The organism is Arthrobacter sp. NicSoilB11 (assembly GCF_019977375.1).
GTDB lineage: Bacteria > Actinomycetota > Actinomycetes > Actinomycetales > Micrococcaceae > Arthrobacter.
Genome location: NZ_AP024657.1, coordinates 4,328,327 through 4,349,081, shown reverse-complemented (window position 1 = coordinate 4,349,081; position 20,755 = coordinate 4,328,327). Strand labels below are relative to the sequence as shown.

General features: G+C 66.7%; 24 protein-coding genes. 11 read left to right on the top strand and 13 right to left on the bottom strand.

Annotated elements, in window-relative coordinates:
* Nucleotides 1–4 precede the first annotated feature (4 nt).
* Nucleotides 5–310 (bottom strand): hypothetical protein, encoded by a 306-nt coding sequence (locus tag LDO14_RS20255; protein ID WP_018769829.1) that lies wholly within the window; start codon nt 308–310, stop codon nt 5–7.
* Between the two features lie 642 nt (nt 311–952).
* On the opposite strand from LDO14_RS20255, the gene dnaB reads away from it, so the two are divergent.
* Nucleotides 953–2,332 carry a replicative DNA helicase gene (gene dnaB / locus LDO14_RS20250; protein WP_018769828.1) on the top strand — a complete coding sequence of 460 codons (1,380 nt, stop codon included), beginning with the start codon at nt 953–955 and terminating at the stop codon, nt 2,330–2,332.
* On the opposite strand, the gene LDO14_RS20245 is transcribed toward dnaB, so the two are convergent.
* Nucleotides 2,329–3,339, bottom strand: a complete 1,011-nt coding sequence (locus LDO14_RS20245; RefSeq protein WP_018769827.1) for an acyl-CoA thioesterase — start codon at nt 3,337–3,339, stop codon at nt 2,329–2,331. The genes dnaB and LDO14_RS20245 overlap by 4 nt on opposite strands.
* 142 nt (nt 3,340–3,481) lie before the next feature.
* Nucleotides 3,482–3,916: a DoxX family protein gene (locus LDO14_RS20240; RefSeq protein WP_026265854.1), complete on the bottom strand. Its 435-nt coding sequence runs from the start codon at nt 3,914–3,916 to the stop codon at nt 3,482–3,484.
* Between the two features lie 109 nt (nt 3,917–4,025).
* Between LDO14_RS20240 and LDO14_RS20235 the strand changes: the two genes are divergently transcribed.
* The 3 genes from LDO14_RS20235 to LDO14_RS20225 all read left to right on the top strand — a co-directional run bounded on the left by LDO14_RS20235 (nt 4,026) and on the right by LDO14_RS20225 (nt 6,491).
* Nucleotides 4,026–5,378 carry an MATE family efflux transporter gene (locus LDO14_RS20235; protein ID WP_223993146.1) on the top strand — a complete coding sequence of 451 codons (1,353 nt, stop codon included), beginning with the start codon at nt 4,026–4,028 and terminating at the stop codon, nt 5,376–5,378.
* 45 nt (nt 5,379–5,423) lie between these two features.
* Nucleotides 5,424–6,014 carry a hypothetical protein gene (locus tag LDO14_RS20230; RefSeq protein ID WP_018769824.1) on the top strand — a complete coding sequence of 197 codons (591 nt, stop codon included), beginning with the start codon at nt 5,424–5,426 and terminating at the stop codon, nt 6,012–6,014.
* Nucleotides 6,015–6,113: 99 nt separating this feature from the next.
* Complete coding sequence (locus LDO14_RS20225) at nt 6,114–6,491, top strand: hypothetical protein (protein WP_018769823.1); 378 nt, start codon at nt 6,114–6,116, stop codon at nt 6,489–6,491.
* Nucleotides 6,492–6,530: 39 nt separating this feature from the next.
* Here LDO14_RS20225 and LDO14_RS20220 read toward each other — a convergent pair whose 3' ends face one another.
* On the bottom strand, nt 6,531–7,076 hold the full coding sequence (locus LDO14_RS20220) for a CGNR zinc finger domain-containing protein (RefSeq protein WP_018769822.1): 546 nt from the start codon (nt 7,074–7,076) through the stop codon (nt 6,531–6,533).
* A 107-nt stretch (nt 7,077–7,183) separates the two neighbouring features.
* On the opposite strand from LDO14_RS20220, the gene LDO14_RS20215 reads away from it, so the two are divergent.
* Nucleotides 7,184–8,194, top strand: a complete 1,011-nt coding sequence (locus LDO14_RS20215; protein ID WP_043425035.1) for an EamA family transporter — start codon at nt 7,184–7,186, stop codon at nt 8,192–8,194.
* Nucleotides 8,195–8,296: 102 nt separating this feature from the next.
* On the opposite strand, the gene LDO14_RS20210 is transcribed toward LDO14_RS20215, so the two are convergent.
* Nucleotides 8,297–8,560 carry a WXG100 family type VII secretion target gene (locus LDO14_RS20210; protein WP_018769820.1) on the bottom strand — a complete coding sequence of 88 codons (264 nt, stop codon included), beginning with the start codon at nt 8,558–8,560 and terminating at the stop codon, nt 8,297–8,299.
* 210 nt (nt 8,561–8,770) lie between these two features.
* On the opposite strand from LDO14_RS20210, the gene LDO14_RS20205 reads away from it, so the two are divergent.
* Nucleotides 8,771–9,043, top strand: coding sequence for a DUF2277 domain-containing protein (locus tag LDO14_RS20205; protein WP_018769819.1), 273 nt, complete (start codon nt 8,771–8,773; stop codon nt 9,041–9,043).
* Nucleotides 9,044–9,053: 10 nt separating this feature from the next.
* Here the strand turns inward: LDO14_RS20205 and LDO14_RS20200 are convergent, their stop codons facing one another.
* The 6 genes from LDO14_RS20200 to LDO14_RS20175 all read right to left on the bottom strand — a co-directional run bounded on the left by LDO14_RS20200 (nt 9,054) and on the right by LDO14_RS20175 (nt 14,843).
* Nucleotides 9,054–11,354: a heavy metal translocating P-type ATPase gene (locus LDO14_RS20200; protein ID WP_223993144.1), complete on the bottom strand. Its 2,301-nt coding sequence runs from the start codon at nt 11,352–11,354 to the stop codon at nt 9,054–9,056.
* Nucleotides 11,355–11,380: 26 nt separating this feature from the next.
* Nucleotides 11,381–11,620, bottom strand: coding sequence for a heavy metal-associated domain-containing protein (locus LDO14_RS20195; RefSeq protein ID WP_018769817.1), 240 nt, complete (start codon nt 11,618–11,620; stop codon nt 11,381–11,383).
* 56 nt (nt 11,621–11,676) lie between these two features.
* Nucleotides 11,677–12,060 carry a metal-sensitive transcriptional regulator gene (locus tag LDO14_RS20190; protein WP_018769816.1) on the bottom strand — a complete coding sequence of 128 codons (384 nt, stop codon included), beginning with the start codon at nt 12,058–12,060 and terminating at the stop codon, nt 11,677–11,679.
* A 298-nt stretch (nt 12,061–12,358) separates the two neighbouring features.
* Entirely contained in the window at nt 12,359–12,871 is a 513-nt protein-coding gene (locus tag LDO14_RS20185) for a universal stress protein (RefSeq protein ID WP_026265853.1), read from the bottom strand.
* 79 nt (nt 12,872–12,950) lie between these two features.
* Nucleotides 12,951–13,736 (bottom strand): class F sortase, encoded by a 786-nt coding sequence (locus tag LDO14_RS20180; RefSeq protein ID WP_026265852.1) that lies wholly within the window; start codon nt 13,734–13,736, stop codon nt 12,951–12,953.
* A 102-nt stretch (nt 13,737–13,838) separates the two neighbouring features.
* Entirely contained in the window at nt 13,839–14,843 is a 1,005-nt protein-coding gene (locus tag LDO14_RS20175) for a hypothetical protein (protein ID WP_223993142.1), read from the bottom strand.
* Between the two features lie 277 nt (nt 14,844–15,120).
* On the opposite strand from LDO14_RS20175, the gene LDO14_RS20170 reads away from it, so the two are divergent.
* From LDO14_RS20170 to LDO14_RS20160, 3 genes are all read left to right on the top strand, one after another.
* The gene (locus tag LDO14_RS20170) at nt 15,121–15,321 is read left to right on the top strand and encodes a hypothetical protein (RefSeq protein WP_018769813.1); all 201 of its coding nucleotides are present in this window, start codon (nt 15,121–15,123) and stop codon (nt 15,319–15,321) included.
* A gap of 68 nt (nt 15,322–15,389) precedes the next feature.
* On the top strand, nt 15,390–16,499 hold the full coding sequence (locus LDO14_RS20165; protein WP_223993138.1) for a glycoside hydrolase: 1,110 nt from the start codon (nt 15,390–15,392) through the stop codon (nt 16,497–16,499).
* On the top strand, nt 16,492–16,779 hold the full coding sequence (locus LDO14_RS20160) for a MoaD/ThiS family protein (RefSeq protein WP_026265850.1): 288 nt from the start codon (nt 16,492–16,494) through the stop codon (nt 16,777–16,779). The genes LDO14_RS20165 and LDO14_RS20160 overlap by 8 nt, the downstream gene beginning before the upstream one ends.
* A gap of 64 nt (nt 16,780–16,843) precedes the next feature.
* Here LDO14_RS20160 and LDO14_RS20155 read toward each other — a convergent pair whose 3' ends face one another.
* Both LDO14_RS20155 and LDO14_RS20150 read right to left on the bottom strand, forming a co-directional pair.
* A complete protein-coding gene (locus tag LDO14_RS20155; protein ID WP_056392396.1) occupies nt 16,844–17,080 on the bottom strand; it encodes a hypothetical protein in 237 nt (78 codons plus the stop codon).
* Between the two features lie 150 nt (nt 17,081–17,230).
* Nucleotides 17,231–18,457 (bottom strand): pyridoxal phosphate-dependent aminotransferase, encoded by a 1,227-nt coding sequence (locus LDO14_RS20150; RefSeq protein WP_056392398.1) that lies wholly within the window; start codon nt 18,455–18,457, stop codon nt 17,231–17,233.
* A gap of 151 nt (nt 18,458–18,608) precedes the next feature.
* Here LDO14_RS20150 and LDO14_RS20145 point away from each other — a divergent pair, with 151 nt between their 5' ends.
* Both LDO14_RS20145 and LDO14_RS20140 read left to right on the top strand, forming a co-directional pair.
* Nucleotides 18,609–19,532, top strand: coding sequence for an AEC family transporter (locus LDO14_RS20145; RefSeq protein ID WP_018769808.1), 924 nt, complete (start codon nt 18,609–18,611; stop codon nt 19,530–19,532).
* A gap of 62 nt (nt 19,533–19,594) precedes the next feature.
* Nucleotides 19,595–20,683: an ATP-dependent DNA ligase gene (locus LDO14_RS20140; protein WP_018769807.1), complete on the top strand. Its 1,089-nt coding sequence runs from the start codon at nt 19,595–19,597 to the stop codon at nt 20,681–20,683.
* Nucleotides 20,684–20,755: the final 72 nt, after the last annotated feature.

The window sequence follows — 20,755 nt, the reverse complement described above, 5'->3', positions numbered from 1 at the left end:
CGTTCTATGTACTTCCTGGCCCTCGCCAGGTGCGATTGCTTTGCTGGTCATCCGCCCAGCCGTGTTCCTGCTGTTGGATGTGCTGCTGCCTGTTTTGGCTTGGGTGGGTAGCCGCCTCCAGCCGGGCGCGGGCGGCGGTGGCCGCCTCGACCTGGGCTGCGTAATGCCGGGCAGACCGCACGGCAAGTTCGTGCTGGTATTTTTCGGCTTCAGAGGTGCCCGCACCACGCGGCCGCAGGGCTGTGGCAATGCCCCAGATGAGCGCCACCAAAACTATCGCAGGCAACAGCACCAGCAGTAGATCGCCCATACCTAGAGCTTAATCCAGATCGTGGTTATCCACAGCATATTCACTGCTTCGCATACAGCGCCCCGCTGGTGTGGGTCAAACTCCCTGACGGGAATATGAGTAGTGCCACAGCGCCGATCGAAGTGCTCCCGGCCCGGCCTTACCTCCGCTTTCCGCGAGTGGTGCCAACAATGGCCTGTGGATGAAATTCCTTGGAAGAAATATTTACTCCACATGCTGTCCCAAGTGTTTCCGCAGGTCAGAGGCGGAAGCGGCGACAAAAAACTTTGATATCCACAGTGTTCCCCACAGACTGTGCACAAGGTATGCCCGGTACTGCACAGGTTATCCACAGCCCCTGCGGCATGCTGGCTTTGCGGCTGGCGCCAGGGCGGTTAGCGTAGCGGGGTACCTGTTCTCCGCGGTCAAAACAGGGTATGCCTGCACCGGTTTTCAGCCCGGCGGACGGCCTCCTGCAGGTCTCTGTGGAAAAGCTGTGGATAGTGGGGATAACTCCTGCGGAGCCGGGCATCCGGAGCCGCCGGCGCTTGATTGTCAGGGCCAGCGGGTAGACCTGGGCAGGTGGCGGAGCCGGTTACCGGGTGCCGCGAACAGGATGGATCGCCGGGCCGCCAGGCCGGGCATAAATTGAGGACGGCAGCTTTGTCAATCGCGCATCTGGACCCTGTCGAGACAACCCGTGGATCGGACGCCAGCCGGAAACCTCCCCAGGACATCGCGGCCGAACAGTCGGTCCTGGGCGGCATGATGCTGTCCAAGGATGCCATCGCAGATGTCGTTGAGATCCTCCGCGGGCAGGATTTCTACCGTCCCGCGCACGAGACCATCTACGAGGCCATCATTGACCTCTACGGCCGGGGGGAGCCCGCCGATGCCGTCACCGTCTCCGATGAGCTGACCAAGCGCGCCGAGATCAACAGGATCGGCGGCCCTGCCTACCTGCACGAACTGATCCAGACCGTTCCCACGGCAGCCAACGCGGGCTACTACGCCGAGATCGTGGCCGAACGGGCAGTGCTCCGCCGGCTGGTGAACGCCGGAACCAAGATCGTCCAGCTGGGGTACGGGTCGGACGGCGAGGTGGAGGACCTGGTCAACCAGGCGCAGGCGGAGGTTTACGCGGTAGCGGAGCGCCGCACCGCGGAGGACTACGTGGTACTGAAGGACGTGATGGAGTCCACGGTGGACGAAATCGAGGCGTCCGGCCACCGTGGAGAGGGCATGACGGGTGTGCCCACCGGGTTCTATGAGCTCGACGAGCTGACCCACGGGCTCCACCCGGGGCAGATGATCGTCATCGCCGCCCGCCCGGCCGTCGGTAAGTCGACGTTCGCACTGGACTTCGCCCGTTCCGCAGCCATCAAGAACAACCTCGCCACCGTCATGTTTTCGCTGGAAATGGGCCGGAATGAGATCGCCATGCGCCTGCTGTCTGCCGAGGCCACCATTGGTCTCCAGGACCTCCGCAAGGGCACCATCAAGGACGAACAGTGGTCCAAGATCGCCACCACCATGGGCCGGATGAATGATGCACCGCTGTTCATTGATGACAGCCCCAACATGTCCCTGATGGAAATCCGGGCCAAATGCCGCCGCCTGAAGCAGCAGCACGACCTCAAGCTGGTCATCCTGGACTACCTGCAGCTCATGAGCTCGGGAAAGAAGGTGGAGTCCCGCCAGCAGGAAGTCTCCGAGTTTTCGCGTGCGCTCAAGCTCCTGGCCAAGGAACTCCAGGTCCCCGTGATCGCGCTGTCCCAGCTGAACCGTGGATCGGAACAGCGGCAGGACAAGCGGCCCATGGTGTCCGACCTCCGCGAGTCCGGCTCCATCGAGCAGGACGCGGACATGGTGATCCTGCTTCACCGCGAGGACGTCTACGACAAGGAATCACCCCGTGCCGGAGAAGCGGACATCCTTGTGGCCAAACACCGTAACGGTCCCACCAAGGACATTGTGGTGGCCTTCCAGGGCCACTACTCCCGCTTCGCCAACATGGCCGGCGATACCGGCGGCGGCTTCTAAGTATCCCGGCGGGCGCCGGTTCCCCCGCCGGCAGGCCCTGCGGCGGCCAGCAGGTGGTTCGGCAGGCGGTTGCCGGGCGCTGTTCCCCGGATCTCCAGGAGTTCGCGGGCGTGGGCGTGGAGCCGCTTGTCCTCCTCGCTGACCGGCACCCAGGCGGGGACGGGCACGGAGTTGCCCTCGTCGTCGCGCGCCACCATCACGGTGAGGCAGTATGTGGTGAGGGCCAGTTCACGGCCTTTCGGATCGCCCGAACGGACATGGACGGCGATGTGCATTCCCTTGGTCCCGGTGTAAACCAGCCGGGCCTCAACCTCCACAACATGGCCAATCAGCAGCGGCCGGTAGAAGCGCACGCCGCCGGAGAAGACAGCCACGGTATCCCTGCCGCAGTAACGGGAAGCGCACACGTAAGCGGCCTCGTCGATCCACTTCATGACAATGCCGCCGTGGACCTTGCCGCCCCAGTTCACGTCCGTGGGGGCGGCCATGAACCGCAGCGTCACCCGCTCGGCCGTACCGGCGTCGGTATATTCCTGCCGGTTCATGGCTTCCACGATCTGCTCGCGGACCTTGATCCTGGCCAGCGCGTGGTCCCGTTGCTCGATCTCGGCCGGGGTTTGGGGTTCGAACTGCTGCACCGGGATGGGCCTGCCGTCCGGGCCGACAGCAACGAAGATCACCATGCACTGGCTGCGCATGGTGGCAGGGCCGCCTTTGGGGTCACCCGAGGAAACCACGGTATGGATGTGCATTGAGGACCGGCCGGTGTAGACGATGGTCGCTTCCACCTCCACCATGTCGCCGCTGTTGACGGGATCGGCGAAGTGGATGTTTCCCACGTACGCGGTGACGCAGTAGGACTTGGCCCATCCCACTGCCGCGGCATAGGCGGCTTTGTCCACCCACTCAAGCACCGTGCCTGCGTCCACGGAGCCGCTGTGCCCCACGTCGGTGGGGGCAGCGAGGAAGCGGAGGGTCACGGAGTTGGCGCGGCCGGTCTCAGTCATGCTGCGATCTTACTGAGGGCCACGGTTACTGGCCGGTTGGGCCTGAAACAAACTTCCCGGCGGGAGTGCCGCGATTAAAGCCCGACGGCGGCCGGCCACCTTGGGTGACCTGCCGCCGTCGCACCCGGTGGGACAAGTGATCCTAGGCGAGGGCGGCCAGCCGCGAGTTGCTGCGCCCGAAGAGCGCGCGGTCCAGGGAAAGCCGGCCGGCGCCCGTGAGCGCCAGCGCGAATGCCGCGGCGGCCAGGAGCAGGACGAGTTCGTAGCCGCCGTTTGCGGCAAAGATGCCGGCGGGAGCGTGCACCAGGAAAAGGGCGCCCAGCATGTCCAGGGCGAGGAGGGCGGCCACCACTCGGGTGAGGATCCCCAGGATCAGGGCAACGCCGCCCGCCAGTTCCAGGACGGCGACGGCGGGTGCCACGAGCCCGGCTGCCGGAACCCCCATTTTGGCGAAGGATGCCTGGGTGCCGGCGATGGTCCATTCGTTGAACTTCTGCCATCCGTGGGCTGCGAAGAGGAAGCCAAGGACGATGCGCAGGGCGGTGAGGGCGGTGGTGGTGAGTCGTAACTGGTTCATGGATACCACTCTTGCCGACCAATGGTTGAAGTGTCAACTATTCTTTGGGGGACTGTGGGCTTTCTCATCTCCGGAGCGTGTTGTCGGCGGCCGCGGTTAAGCTGGCAGCGTGCCCCAACAACCCGCCCCCTCCGCCGTGGCCGGCCGCCAAGGCCATGCCCGGGAGATACTCCGCCTTGCTGTCCCTGCCTTTGGCGCGCTGGTGGCTGAGCCCCTCTTCCTGCTGGCGGACTCCGCCATTGTGGGACATCTTGGTGTTGCGCAGCTCGCGGGAGTGGGGCTGGCATCTGCGGTGCTCCAGACCGCCGTCGGACTCATGGTCTTCCTGGCCTACTCCACCACGCCCGCCGTGGCCCGCGCCATTGGTGACGGGCAGTTGGGCAAGGCCCTTGCGGCAGGGCGCGACGGCGTGTGGCTGGCATTGCTCCTCGGCGTGGTCCTCGCCGTGGCAGGCTTCGCGGCGGCCGAACCGCTGATTGACCTGATGGGGGCCCAGGGCAGCGTCCGGACCTTTGCGGTCGATTACTTCCGCTGGTCCATGCCGGGCCTGGTGGCAATGCTCTTGATCTTCGCCGGCACCGGTGTTCTCCGCGGACTGCAGGACACCCGCACCCCGCTGGTGGTGGCCACGGCCGGTTTCGGGGTCAATATTGTCCTGAACCTGTGGCTTGTGTACGGGCTGGGCATGTCTGTGGCTGGTTCCGCGGTGGGCACCAGCCTGGCCCAGTGGGCCATGGCGGCTGTCTATGTGGTGATGGTGCGGCGCAGCGCAGTGCGGCAGGGCGTGAGCCTGCTCCCCAGCTGGCGCGGCATCCGCAGCATGACGCGGGTTGGATCCTGGCTGATGCTGCGCACGCTCAGCCTCCGGGCCGCAATCCTGGCCACGGTGCTGGTGGTGACGGCCCAGGGGGAGGTCAACCTTGCCGCCCACCAGCTGGCCATGACCATTTTTTCCTTCCTGGCGTTCGCGCTGGATGCCCTGGCGATCGCGGCGCAGGCGCTCATTGGCAAGGAGCTCGGCGCGTCCCATGCCGCCAGGGCCCGGCTGCTGACCGGAACGATGATCCGCTGGGGCGCGGGGTTCGGCGTGGTGACGGGCCTGCTGCTGGCAGCGGCAGCACCCTCGGCCGGGGCTCTGTTCACCACGGACCCCCAAGTGCAGCAGGCACTCACCGCTGCCCTCTGGATCCTGGCGGCCGGGCAGCCGATCGCCGGCTATGTCTTTGTCCTGGACGGTGTGCTGATCGGCGCAGGGGACGCGCGGTACCTCGCGCTGGCGGGGCTGGTGAACCTTGCCGTCTACGTGCCGCTGCTGGCAGCGGTTGCCTGGTCCGGTGCCACCGGCACCACCGGGCTCGCATGGCTTTGGGTTGCCTTCGCGCTGGGGTATATGGCGGCGCGCGCCGTGACGCTGGGCCTGCGTGCCCGGTCCGACCGCTGGATGGTGCTGGGCTCTGCCTGACGCGGCCCGGTTAGACCTTCCAGCTGCCCCCACTAAACTGGACCGGTGACACAACCATCCACCCCCGCCGGTGCTGCTCCCGGAACCACCGCCCGCCACGACCTCTGGAAGCCGGTCCTGCTCCGTGCGGCCGCTGCCCTGGTGTTTGGCGCCGTGACGGTCTTCTGGACGTCACCGTCTGTGGAGGTCATGGGCTGGGCCGGGGGACTCTACCTCCTGGCCGCCGGTGTGGTTTCCCTGCGGACCGTCCCCGCAGCCGGATTCGCGCAGAACTCGGCGGCCGGAAAGCTGCTGTCCGCCGCCGGCGCGGTCCTGGCCGGCGCAGGCTTTGCCGTGCTCCTCCTGCACAGTGACCTGTTGTTCGGGGTGATCGCAGCCCTGGGCCTGGGCGCAGCCGGCATCCTGGAGCTTGCCTGCGGCCTGCAGCACAGGGGCCGCCATGTTCTTGCCCGCGACTGGATTGCTTCCGGCGTCATCGGGATTGGAACCGCGGTGCTCCTGCCGTTCTTCATCAGTCTCGGTGCCCATGCCCTGCTGGGCGTGGCCGGTGGAGGCGCCATTATTTCCGGCGTCCTGTGGGTGCTTTCCGGCCTGACGCTGCGGCACGATGCCCGTGCCGGCGCAGGGAAGCCGTAAACTAGGGGGAGCGCCCTTCTACTTTCTGTAGAAAATTCGGTGCGACACCGCAATTCGTAAACCGGGCCGGCCGTGCGCCGCCCGCAGGGAGGAACCACCGTGGCTGACCAGCATCAAGGAAAACCGCGCAAGCTGCGGACCTCGGTGAAGGGGCCGCTGATGTTTTCGGCATTCTGGGCCGTCGTCGCCTTCGTGGCAGTGTTGATCTTCGCCTCCGGTGGAAGCGCACGTGCACCCCGGTTCGACCTCGCGTTCACCGCAGCCGGCATCGCCTTCATCGCCACCCTGGTGATCGCCGCAATGCTGTCCATGAGCTACAAGGAGAACGCCGAACACCTGGGCAAGGGATCAGGGGTGAACCTGAGTTCGGCGCCCAAAGGATCCCCGCACGCAGGGCCAAGCCATGGCTTCGGAGCTCCCGGCAACCAGAACCCGCCGGCATCCGGCGATGGCACTGACGAAACTCCCCAGCGCTAGCCGTTACCGGCGGCAGCCGGACAAAGCGCGGGAAAATCCCTACCCCGCAGCAGCCTGGCGGGCCCGGTAAGCAGCAACATGCGCACGGTTGGCACAGTTGCCGGTATCGCAGTACCTCTTGGACCGGTTGCGGCTCAGGTCCAGCACGGCGGCATCGCAGTCCTCTGACTCACACATCCGCAGCCTGTCCATCTCCTTGCTGCGGATCACATCAGCCAGGGCCATGGCCGCTTCGGTGCTCATCCGGTCGGCAAGGGGTGCCTCGGGCGCCGTGGCATGAAGGTGCCAGTCCCATCCGTCGTGCTTCATCAGCTGCGGCAGCGCGTTGGCGTCCCGCAGCAGCCGGTTGACGGTTTCCACGGCGGCGTCCTCACCGGCCGTCCATACCGCGGACAGTTCACGGCGCAACTGCCGCACGCTTTCCAATTCCGCAGCGTCCCGGTTCCGGGAGCCGGAAAAACCCTCCGCGGCCAGGAAGCTGTCCAGGTCCGCAACGGAGGCCAGGCCTTCCCTGCCGTTCGCGGCCGTGTTGATGAGGTTCACCACCGTCCGCAGCGCCACTTCAGTGTCAGGGGCGAAAACCATGTTGACTCCTTACAGCGCCTGAGCGTAGTGTCATGAGCATTACCCCACTTTACTCCTGACAGGAGGCAACGGTGCCTGCCGCCCAAAACCACACCCCCACCCCGGAACTGTCCCCCAGGCGTCCCGGCTTCCAGGCCTCCGGGCTCGGCGTCGCGCTGTTCTCCTCCGCCGTCTTTGGCCTGTCCGGATCCTTCGCCAAGTCGCTGCTGGAAACCGGCTGGTCCCCGGGGGCGGCCGTGACTGCCCGCCTGACGGGAGCTGCCCTGATCCTTGCCCTGCCCGCGGCGTGGGCGCTTAGGGGCCGCTGGAGCCAGTTGAAGGACAACTGGCTCACCATCATGCTGTTCGGACTCATCGGGGTGGCGGCATGCCAGTTGTTCTACTTCAACGCAGTGGCCCTGCTCTCCGTGGGCGTCGCGCTCCTGCTGGAGTACCTGGCCCCGGTGATCATCGTCCTGTGGCTCTGGGCCGCCAGCCGACGCCGCCCGCGCGTCCTCACGGCCGGCGGGACGCTGCTGTCGCTGGCCGGGCTGGTACTGGTCCTTGACCTCACCGGAGCCGTGAAGGTTGACCTGGTGGGGGTGCTGTGGGGCATGGCTGCCGCGGTCTGCCTGGCCATCTACTTCTTCATCACGGCAAAGGAAAATGACACGCTGCCGCCCATCGTGCTGGCTGCCGGCGGCCTGCTGGTGGGTGCGGCCGCCATGTGGCTCGCTGCCGCCACGGGCCTGCTGCCCATGGCCTTCAGCACTGCGGACACCACCCTGGGCCCATGGCTTACGCCGTGGTGGGTGCCGCTTGCCGGGCTGGTGGTGCTGGCCACCGTGTTGGCGTACGTCTCGGGCGTCATGGCGGCCCGGGCCCTCGGTTCCAAGGTGGCGTCCTTCGTGTCGCTCACCGAGGTCCTCTTCGCCGTGGTCTGGGCGTGGCTGCTGCTTGGGGAACTGCCGGGCACCATCCAACTCCTGGGCGGGGTGCTGATCGTCGGCGGGGTCATCCTGGTAAGGCTCGACGAGCTGCGTTCCCCCGCCACCATTGCTCCTTACGACGGCGGAAAGGGCACCCAGGTGCCGGCGTCACCGCTTGAGCACGCGAACGACGTCGAGCCTGTCCCTTAGGAGCGCAGGTCCCGTAAGCCGGGCACCGGCGTCGCACGCCAACACAAAAGGGCAGGGACACCACCTGGTGTCCCTGCCCCTTGCCGGAATGCGGCGATAAGCCTAGTTCGATGCCTGGCTCTGCTGCTCGGCGTTGCGCTTGGCCTGCGCGCCGGCTTCCTTCAGCGCCTCGGCAACCTTGGTAAGCATGGTGGTGTGGGTTCCGGACCACTCCTGGCGGAACTTATCAGCGTCCGGGCCCTTCCAGTCAGTGCCGCTCAGGACCTTGGTGAGAGTGGACTTCTGCGTCTCGATCTCGGACGCCCCTGCCTGAAGCTTGCTGCCGAGCTGGCGAAGCTGCTCAACGTCTGCACCCCAAATAGCCATCAGTTTCTCCTTGTTAGGTCGTGGATCCGAACCAGATCGGCTCCCCAGTGGCCCCCCGGCTCATCCGGAAGATCCATTGCCTCAAACCTATCCCGGCCCCCAAAACAGTGTCGATGGGCAGCCCTGCCCATGCCGGGCTCCCCATGGACGCCGGGTAGGGACCATGAAAAGGGGTCGATCCCAGGCGTTGGAAGAGCCTAGCATGGCGGTATGTGCCGGAATATCCGAACCCTTCACAACTTTGAGCCGCACGCCACCTCCGAGGAAGTGCACGCGGCGGCGCTGCAGTATGTCCGCAAAGTCAGCGGCAGCACCAAACCGTCCAAGGCCAACCAGGAGGCCTTTGATGAGGCCGTGCACCAGATAGCCCACATCACGCAGCACCTGCTGGATTCCCTGGTGACGCAGGCGCCGCCGAAGGACCGGGAGGCCGAAGCGGCCAAGGCCAGGGCGCGCGCCGCGGTCCGTTACGGCGCGGCCTGAGCCTGCGCTGCTACTTGCCGAAGCTGCGCAGCCGCAGAGAGTTGGCCACCACCAGCACCGAGCTGGCAGCCATGGCAGCTCCTGCGATCATGGGGTTGAGCAGCCCCAGGGCGGCCACCGGGATCCCCACGGCGTTGTAGAAGAACGCCCAGAACAGGTTGGTCTTGATGGTGCCCAGGGTCTTCCGGGACAGTTCGATGGCCTGGGCCACCTGGGCGAGGTCGTTCCCCATCACCGTCAGGTCCGCGGCTTCGATGGCCACATCGGTCCCTGAGCCCATCGCAATCCCGAGATCCGCCTGCGCAAGCGCCGCGGCATCATTGACGCCGTCCCCGGCCATGGCCACCGTGGCCCCGTCCGCCTGGAGCTCCCGGACTGCTGCCACCTTCCCTTCCGGCAGGACGCCTGCATGGACGTCATCCGCGGCGATGCCGACGGCGGCAGCCACCTGGGCGGCGACGGCGGCATTGTCGCCGGTCAGCAGGATGGGCCGCAGGCCCAGCGCCTTAAGCCGGGCGACCGCTGCGGCGGACCCTTCCTTGACGCTGTCCCTGAGGCTGATGATGCCGGCGGGCGTGCCATCCACTGCCACGCAGATGGCCGTGGCGCCGCCTTCCTCTGCAGCAGCCAACTGCGCCTGCTGGCCGCCGTCCAGGGCAATGCCGTTCTGCTGCAGCCAGCTGCTCCGCCCGGCCATCACGTGGCTGCCTTCGACGGTGCCCGACACTCCGCCACCCGGGGCGGAACTGAACCCCTGGACTGGCGGCAGGTGCACTGAAGGCGAGGTGCCGCCGTCGTCCCCTGCGGGCGCCAGGCGTGCGGCGGAAACTGCTGCTGCCGCAATGGCGTGCGCAACCGGGTGCTCGCTGGCGGCCTCAACGGCTCCGGCCAGCCGGAGGACATCCCGGTCCTGGAAGCCGGGGAACGCGGCCGTGGCATCCACGGCCAGGGCGCCGGTGGTGACCGTCCCCGTCTTGTCCAGCAGGATGGTGTCCACGGTGCGGGTGTCCTCCAGGACCTGGGGGCCCTTGATCAGGATGCCCAGCTGTGCGCCGCGTCCGGTTCCGGTCAGCAGGCCCACCGGAGTGGCCAGGCCCAGCGCGCAGGGGCAGGCGATCACCAGCACTGCGACGGCGGCCGTGAACGCCTGCCGCAGGTGGCTGCCGTCGGCGCCCGGGCCTGCGACGAGGAGCCAGAGCACGAACGTCAGGGCGGCGATGGCCAGGACCACCGGTACGAAGACGGCGCTGATGCGGTCGGCGAGCCGCGCGATGGGGGCCTTGCCGGTCTGGGCCTGCGACACCAGGCGCGCCATCTGGGCCAGTGTGGTTTCGGAGCCGACCCGGGTTGCCCTGACCAGCAGGCGGCCGGAGGTGTTGATGGTGGCACCCGTAACGCGGCTGTCCGGCCCCACCTCGACGGGGACGGACTCACCCGTGACCAGGGAGGCGTCCACCGCGGAGGCGCCGTCCACCACCACACCGTCGGTGGCGATCTTTTCACCCGGCCTTACCACCAGGACGTCGCCCACCTGCAGACCGTCCGCGGGAATTTTCTCTTCCCGGCCGCCGCGCAGGACGGTGGCGTCCTTGGCGCCCAGGTTCAGCAGGGCCTGGAGGGCGTCGCCGGCCTTTTGCTTGGCATTGGCCTCCAGGTACCGGCCCAGGAGAAGGAAGGTGGTGACCACCGCGGCCACCTCGAAGTACAGGCCGCCGGACATGCCTTCCATGCTGGGATGCTCCGTCATGCGCGGGTCCGCCAGCAGCTGCCAGGCGGAGAAGGAGTAGGCGGCGGCCACGCCGAGCGACACCAGGGTGTCCATGGTGGAGGCGAGATGGCGGGCATTGACTGCTGCGGCCTGGTGGAAGGGCCACGCCGCCCACGTGACCACCGGCAGCGCCAGGACCGCTGCCACCCAGCCCCAGTGCGGGAACTGGAACGCCGGAACCATGCTGACCAAAAACACCGGGACTGTCAGCACCGCAGCGGCGGCCAGGCGCGGGCGGAGACTCGAAGCGTGGACCTCAGCAGACGGGTCCACCGGCCGCGCCCCCGCACCAGTAGTGCTGCGGTGGCGGACCCTCGCCTTGTACCCGGCTGCCTCGACCGTTGACGTGAGCTGTTCGTCGGTGATGCCCTCGGGGACCGTCACGTAGGCCGACTCCAGCGGCAGGTTGACGGTGGCCGCCACACCGTCGAGCTTGCCGAGCTTCTTCTCCACCCGGTTGACGCAGGACGCGCAGGTCATCCCCTCGATGTCCAGTTCGACGATCCGGGTACCCGGTGGGTGGAGCAGTTCCTGGTGGCTCATGTCGGCTTTCCGCGGTGTAGGGGTTTCTAGGCCTCGTTGGCGACTACCAGGTAGCCCGCCTCAGCGACGGCCTCCCCGATGTCGGAGGGTGGGAGTTCCTTGCTTGAGGTGATGGTCACGGTGGAGACCCCGCCGGCGTTCAGGTCGACGGTGACCTCTTCAACGCCTTCGAGGGCTTCAAGTTCTTCACTGACGGCCGACACGCAGTGCCCGCAGGTCATGCCGGAGACGCTGATGGTCGTGGTGGTGGGGGAGGTGGTGCTCATGGCTTGCTCCTTCAGTTGGGCCGGCGGTGGCCGGGTTCCGGGTGTGTTGGTGGGTGTCAGCGAAGCAGTCGGCCGATGGCGTCGGCGGCTTCCTTGACTTTGGCATCGATGGCTTCAGCGCGTGCTGCCGGGTCCGGCTCGGAGGCTGCACCCACCACGCAGTGGCCGATGTGTTCCTCAACCAGCCCCAGGCTGACGGCGTGCAGGGCCTTGGTGACGGCGGCAACCTGCGTGAGGATATCGATGCAGTACTTGTCCTCATCCACCATCCGGGCAATGCCCCGGACCTGCCCCTCAATGCGCTTCAGGCGGCGAAGGTACGCGTCCTTGTTTTCCGTGTAACCGTGCTGGGCTGCGTAACCGTGTTGGGCTGCAACGCCGGACTCCGCGGCCGGTGGTGCGGCTGCTACCGCCGCAACGGCTTCTTCGATAGCGTTCATGAAGCCAACCTATACCCCTTGGGGGTATGAGCGCAAGTACCCCCTAGGGGTATCCGGGAACTCTTCCCACCCGTCCGTGGGACATTATCCCGGGCACAAAAAAAGCTCCGGAGTGCGTTATTGGGGGATACGCACTCCGGAGCAGCTTTTGGGCAAATCCGGCTTCCACTCGTGTGGATCGGCCTTGCTTGAATCAGCTTACTGGCAGGTACGGGCAGCGCGCCAGCACCACGAATAAGTACTTTCGCTTTACTTTAAGCCCGCCATTTCCAGGCGTATTTTCCCCGGTATCCGCCGCTCAGGGCCTGTCCTCATGGGCCGGCATCCGGTATGGAACCACAAGCACGGGGCGGCTTTGGTGGTGGCTTAGCCACTGCCCGACCGATCCGTTGAGTGCCTCCGAGAGCCGGTGCGTGAAGCCGCGCTCGGAGGTGCCCACGATGATGACCGGGGCATCCAGTTCGGCGGCCAGTTGCGCCAGCGCCCGTGCGGGATCGCCTGAAAGGGTGCGGAAGGACCACTGCAGGGGCCCGCCGTCGGAAGGCACCTTGTCCGCCGCAGCCTGGACCTGTGCCTTCAACTCCGTTGTCAGCGCCAGCATGTCGTCATCTGCGTCCGGGTGCAGGGAAAGCCGGTGGGCGGAGCGGGCCGGGTCCCATTCCACCAGGTAGCTGGCTTCGTCCACGTACGCGCAGACCAATGGCGCCGACAACCGGGCTGCCAGGGAGGCTGCGGTCTGGAGTACCTCCGGGTGCTGTTTGGGCATGATTCCCGTCAGCAGCGGAGCGCCGTCGAAGTTTTCCCATGTCATGCTGCAATTGTCCGCCCGCACCGGCTGCATGAACAGGTTCGTTCGGCCCGTCAAACTTCCGGAGTGCGGGCCCGGAGGCCTAGGGAAGGCTGGGATATGCCGTGACCACCACGTTCTTGCCCCACGGATCCTCGGTGTAGCAGCTGATGAGGACCAGCCGGTTGGGCACCATGTCCCAGACGGGGCTGTCCTTGAGGCTGGACTTCAGGTAGGTCGTGACGCTGTCCACCCGGTAGCTGATGGTTCCCGCCACTGTTTCCACCTCCAGGCGGTCGCCAACGGCCGCCGCCGAACTGAGGTGGTTGAAGGGAGCATCCGCGCCGTCCCAACTGTGGCCAATCACGTAGGTGGTGTTGCCGGAGCCCTTGCCCGGAACCCCGAAGGGCGTGAGCCAGTAGCCGTCCTTGGTGGCGGGAGGTTCAATGGTCCGGCTGTATTGGGCCCCACTGTCCAGGTCCAGCGGGTGGACGGGCACATCGAAGGCGGCCGACGGGTAGCGGATGCGGACCGGCTGGGACGCCGCCGGAAGCTCCGGTCCCGCAGGCGCTTCCGTTGCTGTTTCGCCAGGAGCCTGGGCTGCCGCTGCCTGGTCGGGTGCCGCTGCGGCGTCCGGCAGGCCGGTCTCCGCAATGGGAGCCGCCCCAGCGGCGGATGGAATGCCGCCACGAACGAGGGCAACCGAAGCGGGGGCATTTCCGATTGCCAGTGGCGGTGCCGGGTGGAACAGGGGAGCGCCGAGGGTGAATGACACGAAGGCGAGGACGCCACAGCACAGGATTGCCAGGTCACCGGCGTTCCACCGGCGCCATATGCGCCGCCACATCCCGCGGCTGGGGGCTGCGTGCCGGCTTCGATCCTGCCGCATGGCGCTCCTCACGGGTTGGCGGGGGTGGAAGGAAGGCGTCCTGCCGGGCACTGGCAGGACGCCTTCCTTGTCAGGGGGCCACTGGTGGTGGCGGTGTTCCGGCTAGCCGGCAGTGTGCAGCGGACGCGACTGGCGCCGTACTGCCACCACGGTGCCCGCGGCAGCAAGCGCTCCCAGGCCTACCAGCCAGCCTGGCAAGCCATCCGGTGCTCCCACAGCCGTCTGTGCGTTGTAGCCCTGGTTCGTGCCAACGCTGACGGGTGCCGCGGCAGGGGCGGCCTTGGGTGTGGCAACAGCCTGCTTGGCGGGCGCCGGCTGCGCGGGTGCGGCAGCAGGGGCCACAGCCGCCACAGCGGCCGGAGCAGTTCCACCGGTTGTGTCGCCGCCGGTGTTGCCGCCGGTATTGTCGCCGCCGGTATTGTCGCCGCCGGTATCGCCGCCGCCGGTATTGTCGCCGCCGGTGTTGCCGCCGGTATTGTCGCCGCCGGTATTGTCGCCACCGCCGCCGTTGCCGCCACCGTTGTTGCCGCCGCCGTTGCCGTTGCCGCCACCGTTGTTGCCGCCGCCGTTGCCGTTGCCGCCACCGTTGCCGTTGCCGCCACCGTTGCCGCCACCGTTGTTGGTGCCGCCACCGCCGTTGTTGCCGCCGCCGCCGTTGTTGGTGCCGCCGGTGCCGCCGCCGTTGGTGCCGCCACCGCCGTTGCCGCCGCCGTTGTTGGTGCCGCCGGTGCCGCCGCCGTTGGTGCCGCCACCGCCGTTGCCGCCACCGTTGTTGGTGCCGCCGCCGCCGTTGCCGCCACCGTTGTTGGTGCCGCCGCCGCCGTTGCCGCCACCGTTGTTGGTGCCGCCGCCGCCGTTGCCGCCACCGTTGTTGGTGCCGCCGCCGCCGTTGCCGCCACCGATGTTGTTGCCGCCGCCGTTGTTGGTGTCACCGGTGTTGTTGCCACCGCCGTTGTTAGTGCCGCCGTTGGTATTGATCTCCAGCGGTATCAGGGCGCTTCCGTTTGAGCGGGCGACCACCACCTGGTCGGAAGCCGCGATGGCGGGCGCTGTGAGGCTGATAAGGCCAAGCCCCATCACCCCCATTGTTGCTAAGGTGCGTTTCATTTTGTCTCCCCATATATGTGTGAAACGGACCATGGCGAGGAAAGGCCAGCGGTGACGCCGTATGCCCCAGCAGCACGGTCAGCTTGCTTGAGATTTCAGGCTAGGAGCGCCGCCTTGCGCAGTCGCCAGTAGGGGATACTCGTCTTTCAACGGGGTTGGCCGGGAAAGTTACCTGCCAGTACTTGAAACCCGGCCGGACACACCTGCTTCCGGCCGCAGCACCTTGTCCCCCGGAGGGGCCGCGCCTAACGTTTAAAGCGACGCAAGGAGGGGTTTCGTGGAAATCTTTATGTGGTGGCTGGACCTGGACCTCGCCAGCAAAGAGTGGCTGCGGGAAAACCTTTATGCGGAGGAACTGCCCCTTCCGGTGCTCCAGGGCATCGCTGAGGCGGGCGGCCCGCACCCCGGAAATCCCGCCGCCGTGCTGACCGTCGCCGACTGGGACTTCATCCAGACGCAGTCGGAGTTCGTGGACTGACTCCTGCCTCTGTGAATGTGGAGCCTGCGCACCTGGAAACGTTGCGCGGTGACTGATCCGGTGGTTGCATGGTCCGCATGGCAACGGCCGCAGAATCATTTGTCCTGGCAATCGGGACCAAGAAAGGGCTGTGGCTTGCCACGAGCCGGGACCGGCAGGAGTGGTCCTTCACCGGGCCGCACTTCCTCATGGCGGAGATCCCCAGCATCGGGATCGATACCAGGGAAGGCCGCACGCGCATCCTGGTGGGTGTCCGCAGTCCGCACTGGGGACCAACGGTTGCCCACTCCGACGACTTCGGCACCACCTGGACCGAGCCGGAACAGGGCGCCATCAAGTTCCCAGAGGACACCGGGGCAGCATTGGAGCGGGTCTGGCAGATCTATCCGGACGCCGGGTCCCGCCCCGGAGTGGTATGGGCCGGAGCCGAACCCATCTCCGTCTGGAAATCCACGGACGGCGGGGAGCACTTCGAGCTGAACCGCGGCTTGTGGGACCACCCGCACCGCAGCGAATGGGGAGCGGGCTATGGCGGGGCGGCTGCGCATTCGATCGTGGTCCAGCCGGCCGGGGAAACGGTGCACGTTGCCATGAGTACCGGCGGCGTTTACCGCTCGCTGGACGGCGGCACCTCCTGGGAGGCGCGCAACAAGGGCATCTCGGCCTACTTCATGCCGGACCCCAATCCCGAGTTCGGCCAGTGCGTGCACAAGATCGCCGCCGATGCCGCCGTGGAAGGGCGCCTCTATGCCCAGAACCACCATGGGGTGTACCGGACGGACGACAATGCGGACAGCTGGACCTCCATCGCCGAAGGCCTGCCTGCCGATTTCGGCTTCGTCATGCTCACGCATCCCCGCAGGGAGGGCACCGCCTGGGTTATTCCGTTGAAGGCCGACGGCGAACGCATCCCGCCCGACGGAAAGCTTGCCGTCCACCGCACCGACGACGCCGGGAACACCTGGAAGCGGCTCAGCACCGGGCTCCCTGAGCACGAATACAACAGCGTGCTCAGGGACGCGGCGTCCGTGGACACTGCAGATCCCGCCGGCGTGTACTTCGGTACGCGGGGCGGGACGGTCTATGCGAGTGCGGATGAAGGGGAGACATTCAGGGAGGTGGCCTCCCACCTGCCTGATGTCCTGTGTGTCAGGGCGGCCGTGGTGGCAGGTGCCTGAGATTTCTTTGCTGCTGCCCAGCGTCCTGCAGCCCCTGGCCGGCGGGCAGTCCGTACTGACTGCGCCCGCGGACGGGCCGGTGACGGTGGAAAGCCTGCTTGATGCGGTGGCCTCCGACTACCCGGTGCTGGGCCGGCGGCTCCGTGACGAAACCGGTGCGCTGCGCCGGTTCGTCAACATCTACGTCAACGGCGACGAGGTGCGGCGGTTGCAGGGCCTGGATACCAGGGTGGCGCCGGGCCAGGAAGTACTGGTGATCCAGTCCGTGGCCGGCGGCTGACCGGGAGGCGGGCCGGTGGCGGGCAGTCCTTACTGACTACGCCCGCAGCCCCGCATCCAGGTCCCTATGCCACACGCCAGACGGTGCATTCGTCCGTATTGATTGCTTTCCGGACCCCCGTGATCCGGTCCAGGATCCACACCACCCCAATGCCGGGCGCCGTTTCCTGCACGCTGCCGCGGCGGATCACCACGTCGTCGTAGGAAGGGCCCACGGAGAGGCGGGCTTCGATTTCGTCACCGCGGTGGAGCTGGTCCAGGGCGCGGACTCTGGTTACATGCGTGGTCGCTTTCTTCAACATCGGGGGCCTCCTGGCTGGAGCTGGTGCCGGCTCTTGCCTGCACTACCCAGTGTGGGCCGGGAATGTTGCGACGCGGTTTCCCCGTGGTTAGCGCCCGGTTAGTTCTTCGCGCCGCTGCGGTTTCCTGCCTCTGCTTACATGTCCCCGGCGTTATTCGTCCGTGCCGTTGCGGTAGGCGGCCAGGAAGCTGGAAATCCGCCGGACGGCTTCCTCGATGTCCAGCACCGAGGGGAGGATGACAAACCGGAAGTGGTCCGGCGCGGGCCAGTTGAAGGCCGAGCCGTGGGAGACCAGGATCTTTTGGTCCCGGAGCAGGTCCAGGACGAATTTTTCGTCATTGGCAATGGGATACAGGTCCGGGTCCAGGCGCGGGAACAGGTACATGGCGCCCGACGCCGGCACGCAGGTCACGCCGGGAATGGCGGTAAGGAGTCTATGGGCAAGGTCCCGCTGCTCGCGCAGCCGGCCTCCGGGTTTCACCAGCGCCTCGATGCTCTGGTAGCCGCCCAGGCAGGTTTGGATGGCATGCTGGGCGGGAACGTTGGCGCAAAGGCGCAGCGAGGCAAGCAGCTCAAGGCCTTCACGGTAGGCGGCGGTAGCGGCAAGCGGTCCGGTGATGGCCACCCATCCTGCCCGGTAGCCAGGCATCCGGTAGGCCTTGGACAGTCCGCTGAACGTCAGGCAGCACAGGTCCTCAGCCACGGACGCGGTGTGGATATGCTTTGCGTCGTCATACAGCACCTTCTCGTAGATCTCATCCGAGAACAGGACCAGGTTGTGCTTCCGGGCCAGCGCCGCGAACTGCTCCAGGATGTGGCGGGGGTAGACGGCGCCGGTGGGGTTGTTCGGGTTGATGATCACGATGCCTTTGGTGCGGCTGGTGATCTTTGCCTCCACGTCGGCCATGTCCGGCCACCAGTTCTCCGCCTCGTCGCAGGCGTAGTGCACGGGTTTTCCGCCCGTCAGGGTCACGGCGGCGGTCCACAAAGGGTAGTCCGGTGCCGGGACCAAAATTTGGTCGCCGTTCTCCATGAACGCCTGGAGGCACATGGAGATCAGTTCGCTGACGCCGTTGCCGATCACGATGTCTTCGACCCCGATGTTCATCAGGCCACGCGTCTGGTAGTACTGCGAGATGGCGGTCCGCGCCGTGAAAATGCCCTTGGAGTCACTGTAGCCCTGGGCGCCGCGAAGGTGGTGGATCATGTCCACCACCACGGATTCAGGTGCTTCCAGGCCGAACGGCGCCGTGTCCCCGAGGTTCATCTTGAGGATCCGGTGCCCTTCGGCCTCCATGTTTTTGGCCGCCTGCAGGACTGGCCCGCGGAGCTCATACCGGACGTTTTCAAGCTTGCTGGAGTGCTGCATTGCGTGCATGGTTGATCTTTTCACACAGCGCACACCGGGGGCAGCGGGTCACGCGGCCCACCTGGCAATGTCGGGACCGCTTGTCCGATAAGTTTGAGACTTGTAGTACTTTGTCCTGCGGCGCGGCAGGATGCGGCGGGAGCGGAAGGAAGTACCCCACGTGGGCGGTGTGCTGATCGGACTGGCGGTGATCGGCGTCGTCATTGCCGTGGGTTACATCGCCGCACGCTGCGGCCTGGGCGATGAACCCACCATCTCGGCGCTGACCCGGACCGCCTTCTTCATCACCAACCCGGTGCTGCTCTTCACCGTGGTGCTGAAATCGGACCTCTCCGTGGTCCTCTCCGCATACGTTCCGCTCGCCATGATCACGGCGGCGATCACGGCCCTCCTGTATGTGGCCGCCAGCCGGATCTGGTTTCCGCGGCCGCTCGCGGAGACGGCCGTGGGCGCGATGGCGGGCTCCTACGTCAACGCCAACAACATCGGCATCCCCATCACGCTGTATGCCCTGGGGGACGCCACTCCCGTAGCTCCGGTCCTGCTGGTCCAGCTGCTCCTGTTCGCCCCGCTGGTCCTGACCCTGCTGGACCTCTCCGAGGCCGGCCGGTTTTCGCCCCGGCTCATGCTGACGCAGCCCTTCCGGAACCCCATGATCATCGCCTCGCTCCTGGGCGTGGTCCTGGCCGCGTTCCATGTGCAGCTTCCGGCTCCGGTGATGGCTCCACTGACGCTCCTGGGCGGTGCTGCAGTGCCGGTGGTGCTCCTGGCCTTCGGGATGTCGCTGCACGGAACAAAGATGCTTCGAAGCGGCGGCCACACGGCCGAAATCCTCACTGCCACGGCACTCAAGTCCGCGGTGATGCCGGCGGTGGCGTTCGTCGTCGGCCGCTTCCTCTTCAACCTGGACCACCACATGCTGCTGGGCGTAGTGCTCATGGCGGCGCTTCCCTCGGCCCAGAACGTGTTCCTGTTCGCCAGCAAGTACGGGAGGGGGGTGGCGGTGGCGCGGGAAACCATCCTGCTCTCCACGGCCGCCGCGGCGCCGGTGCTGGTGCTGGTGGTTTGGCTGCTGGCAGGCTGAAAACCACTCCGCCGCCGCGCCGCCCTACCGTGCAGGGCGCTGGCCGGGCAAGAATGGGCACTATGGAACTTCCCGTGATGCCGCCCGTCCCGCCCATGCTCGCCAAGGCCGTCAGCGGCATTGACGGCATTCCAGGAAGCGCGGACCTCAGCTACGAGCCAAAATGGGACGGCTTCAGGTCCATCATCTTCCGCGACGGTGATGACCTGGAGATCGGCAGCCGCAACGAGAAGCCCATGACCCGCTACTTCCCGGAGCTCGTTGCGGCACTGAAGGAAAACCTGCCGCCGCGCTGCGTGGTGGACGGCGAGATCATCCTTATCGGTGCGTCCGGCGACCGGCTGGATTTCGACACCCTGCAGCAGCGCATCCACCCCGCGGCCAGCCGGGTGAAGCTGCTGGCCCAACAAACCCCGGCGAGCTTCGTGGCGTTCGACCTGCTGGCGCTGGACGACGACGACTACACCGGCAGGCCTTTTTCTGAGCGGCGGGCCGCGCTGGAGAAGGCGCTCGCGGCCAGCAGCGCCCCGGTCCATCTCACAGCTGCCACCACGGACAAAGCCACGGCCGCGCAGTGGTTCGAACAGTTCGAGGGCGCCGGGCTGGACGGCATCGTGGCCAAGCGGCTGGACGGCCGGTACGAGCCGGACAAGCGGGTGATGTTCAAGGTCAAGCACGAGCGCACGGCCGACTGCGTGGTGGCAGGATACCGCCTCCACAAGAGCGGTCCCGATGCTATCGGGTCCCTCCTGCTGGGCCTCTACAAGGACGACGGCGGCCTGGCGAGCGTGGGCGTGATCGGCGCCTTCCCCATGAAGCGCCGCAAGGAACTGTTCGAAGAACTCCAGCCGCTGGTGACCGGCTTCGAGGGCCACCCGTGGGCGTGGGGCAAGCAGGAAGAAGGGGAACGGACGCCGCGGAACGCCGAAGGCAGCAGGTGGAGCGCCGGGAAGGACCTGTCCTTCGTCCCACTGCGGCCCGAACTGGTGGTGGAGGTCCGCTACGACCACATGGAGGGCGACAGGTTCCGCCACACGGCCCAGTTCAACCGCTGGCGCCCGGACCGGGACCCGGAGTCCTGCACCTATGAGCAATTGGAGGAACCGGTCAATTTTGACCTGGCCTCGGTGCTGGAGACCGGGCGGGGGTAAGTGCCCTGCGGGACGCTTCCGAAGCAGCCCATCTTTCACGAAGGAAAGCCCGCCATTTGGGGGAATGGCGGG

Excerpts from the sequence above, each read along its gene's own strand:
- LDO14_RS20255 (WP_018769829.1), bottom strand. The coding sequence starts at position 310 with ATGGGCGATCTACTGCTGGTGCTGTTGCCTGCGATAGTTTTGGTGGCG.
- LDO14_RS20245 (WP_018769827.1), bottom strand. The coding sequence starts at position 3,339 with ATGACTGAGACCGGCCGCGCCAACTCCGTGACCCTCCGCTTCCTCGCT.
- LDO14_RS20240 (WP_026265854.1), bottom strand. The coding sequence starts at position 3,916 with ATGAACCAGTTACGACTCACCACCACCGCCCTCACCGCCCTGCGCATC.
- LDO14_RS20220 (WP_018769822.1), bottom strand. The coding sequence starts at position 7,076 with ATGGTTTTCGCCCCTGACACTGAAGTGGCGCTGCGGACGGTGGTGAAC.
- LDO14_RS20210 (WP_018769820.1), bottom strand. The coding sequence starts at position 8,560 with ATGGCTATTTGGGGTGCAGACGTTGAGCAGCTTCGCCAGCTCGGCAGC.
- LDO14_RS20205 (WP_018769819.1), top strand. The coding sequence starts at position 8,771 with ATGTGCCGGAATATCCGAACCCTTCACAACTTTGAGCCGCACGCCACC.
- LDO14_RS20200 (WP_223993144.1), bottom strand. The coding sequence starts at position 11,354 with ATGAGCCACCAGGAACTGCTCCACCCACCGGGTACCCGGATCGTCGAA.
- LDO14_RS20195 (WP_018769817.1), bottom strand. The coding sequence starts at position 11,620 with ATGAGCACCACCTCCCCCACCACCACGACCATCAGCGTCTCCGGCATG.
- LDO14_RS20190 (WP_018769816.1), bottom strand. The coding sequence starts at position 12,060 with ATGAACGCTATCGAAGAAGCCGTTGCGGCGGTAGCAGCCGCACCACCG.
- LDO14_RS20185 (WP_026265853.1), bottom strand. The coding sequence starts at position 12,871 with ATGACATGGGAAAACTTCGACGGCGCTCCGCTGCTGACGGGAATCATG.
- LDO14_RS20180 (WP_026265852.1), bottom strand. The coding sequence starts at position 13,736 with ATGCGGCAGGATCGAAGCCGGCACGCAGCCCCCAGCCGCGGGATGTGG.
- LDO14_RS20175 (WP_223993142.1), bottom strand. The coding sequence starts at position 14,843 with ATGAAACGCACCTTAGCAACAATGGGGGTGATGGGGCTTGGCCTTATC.
- LDO14_RS20165 (WP_223993138.1), top strand. The coding sequence starts at position 15,390 with ATGGTCCGCATGGCAACGGCCGCAGAATCATTTGTCCTGGCAATCGGG.
- LDO14_RS20155 (WP_056392396.1), bottom strand. The coding sequence starts at position 17,080 with ATGTTGAAGAAAGCGACCACGCATGTAACCAGAGTCCGCGCCCTGGAC.
- LDO14_RS20150 (WP_056392398.1), bottom strand. The coding sequence starts at position 18,457 with ATGCACGCAATGCAGCACTCCAGCAAGCTTGAAAACGTCCGGTATGAG.
- LDO14_RS20140 (WP_018769807.1), top strand. The coding sequence starts at position 19,595 with ATGGAACTTCCCGTGATGCCGCCCGTCCCGCCCATGCTCGCCAAGGCC.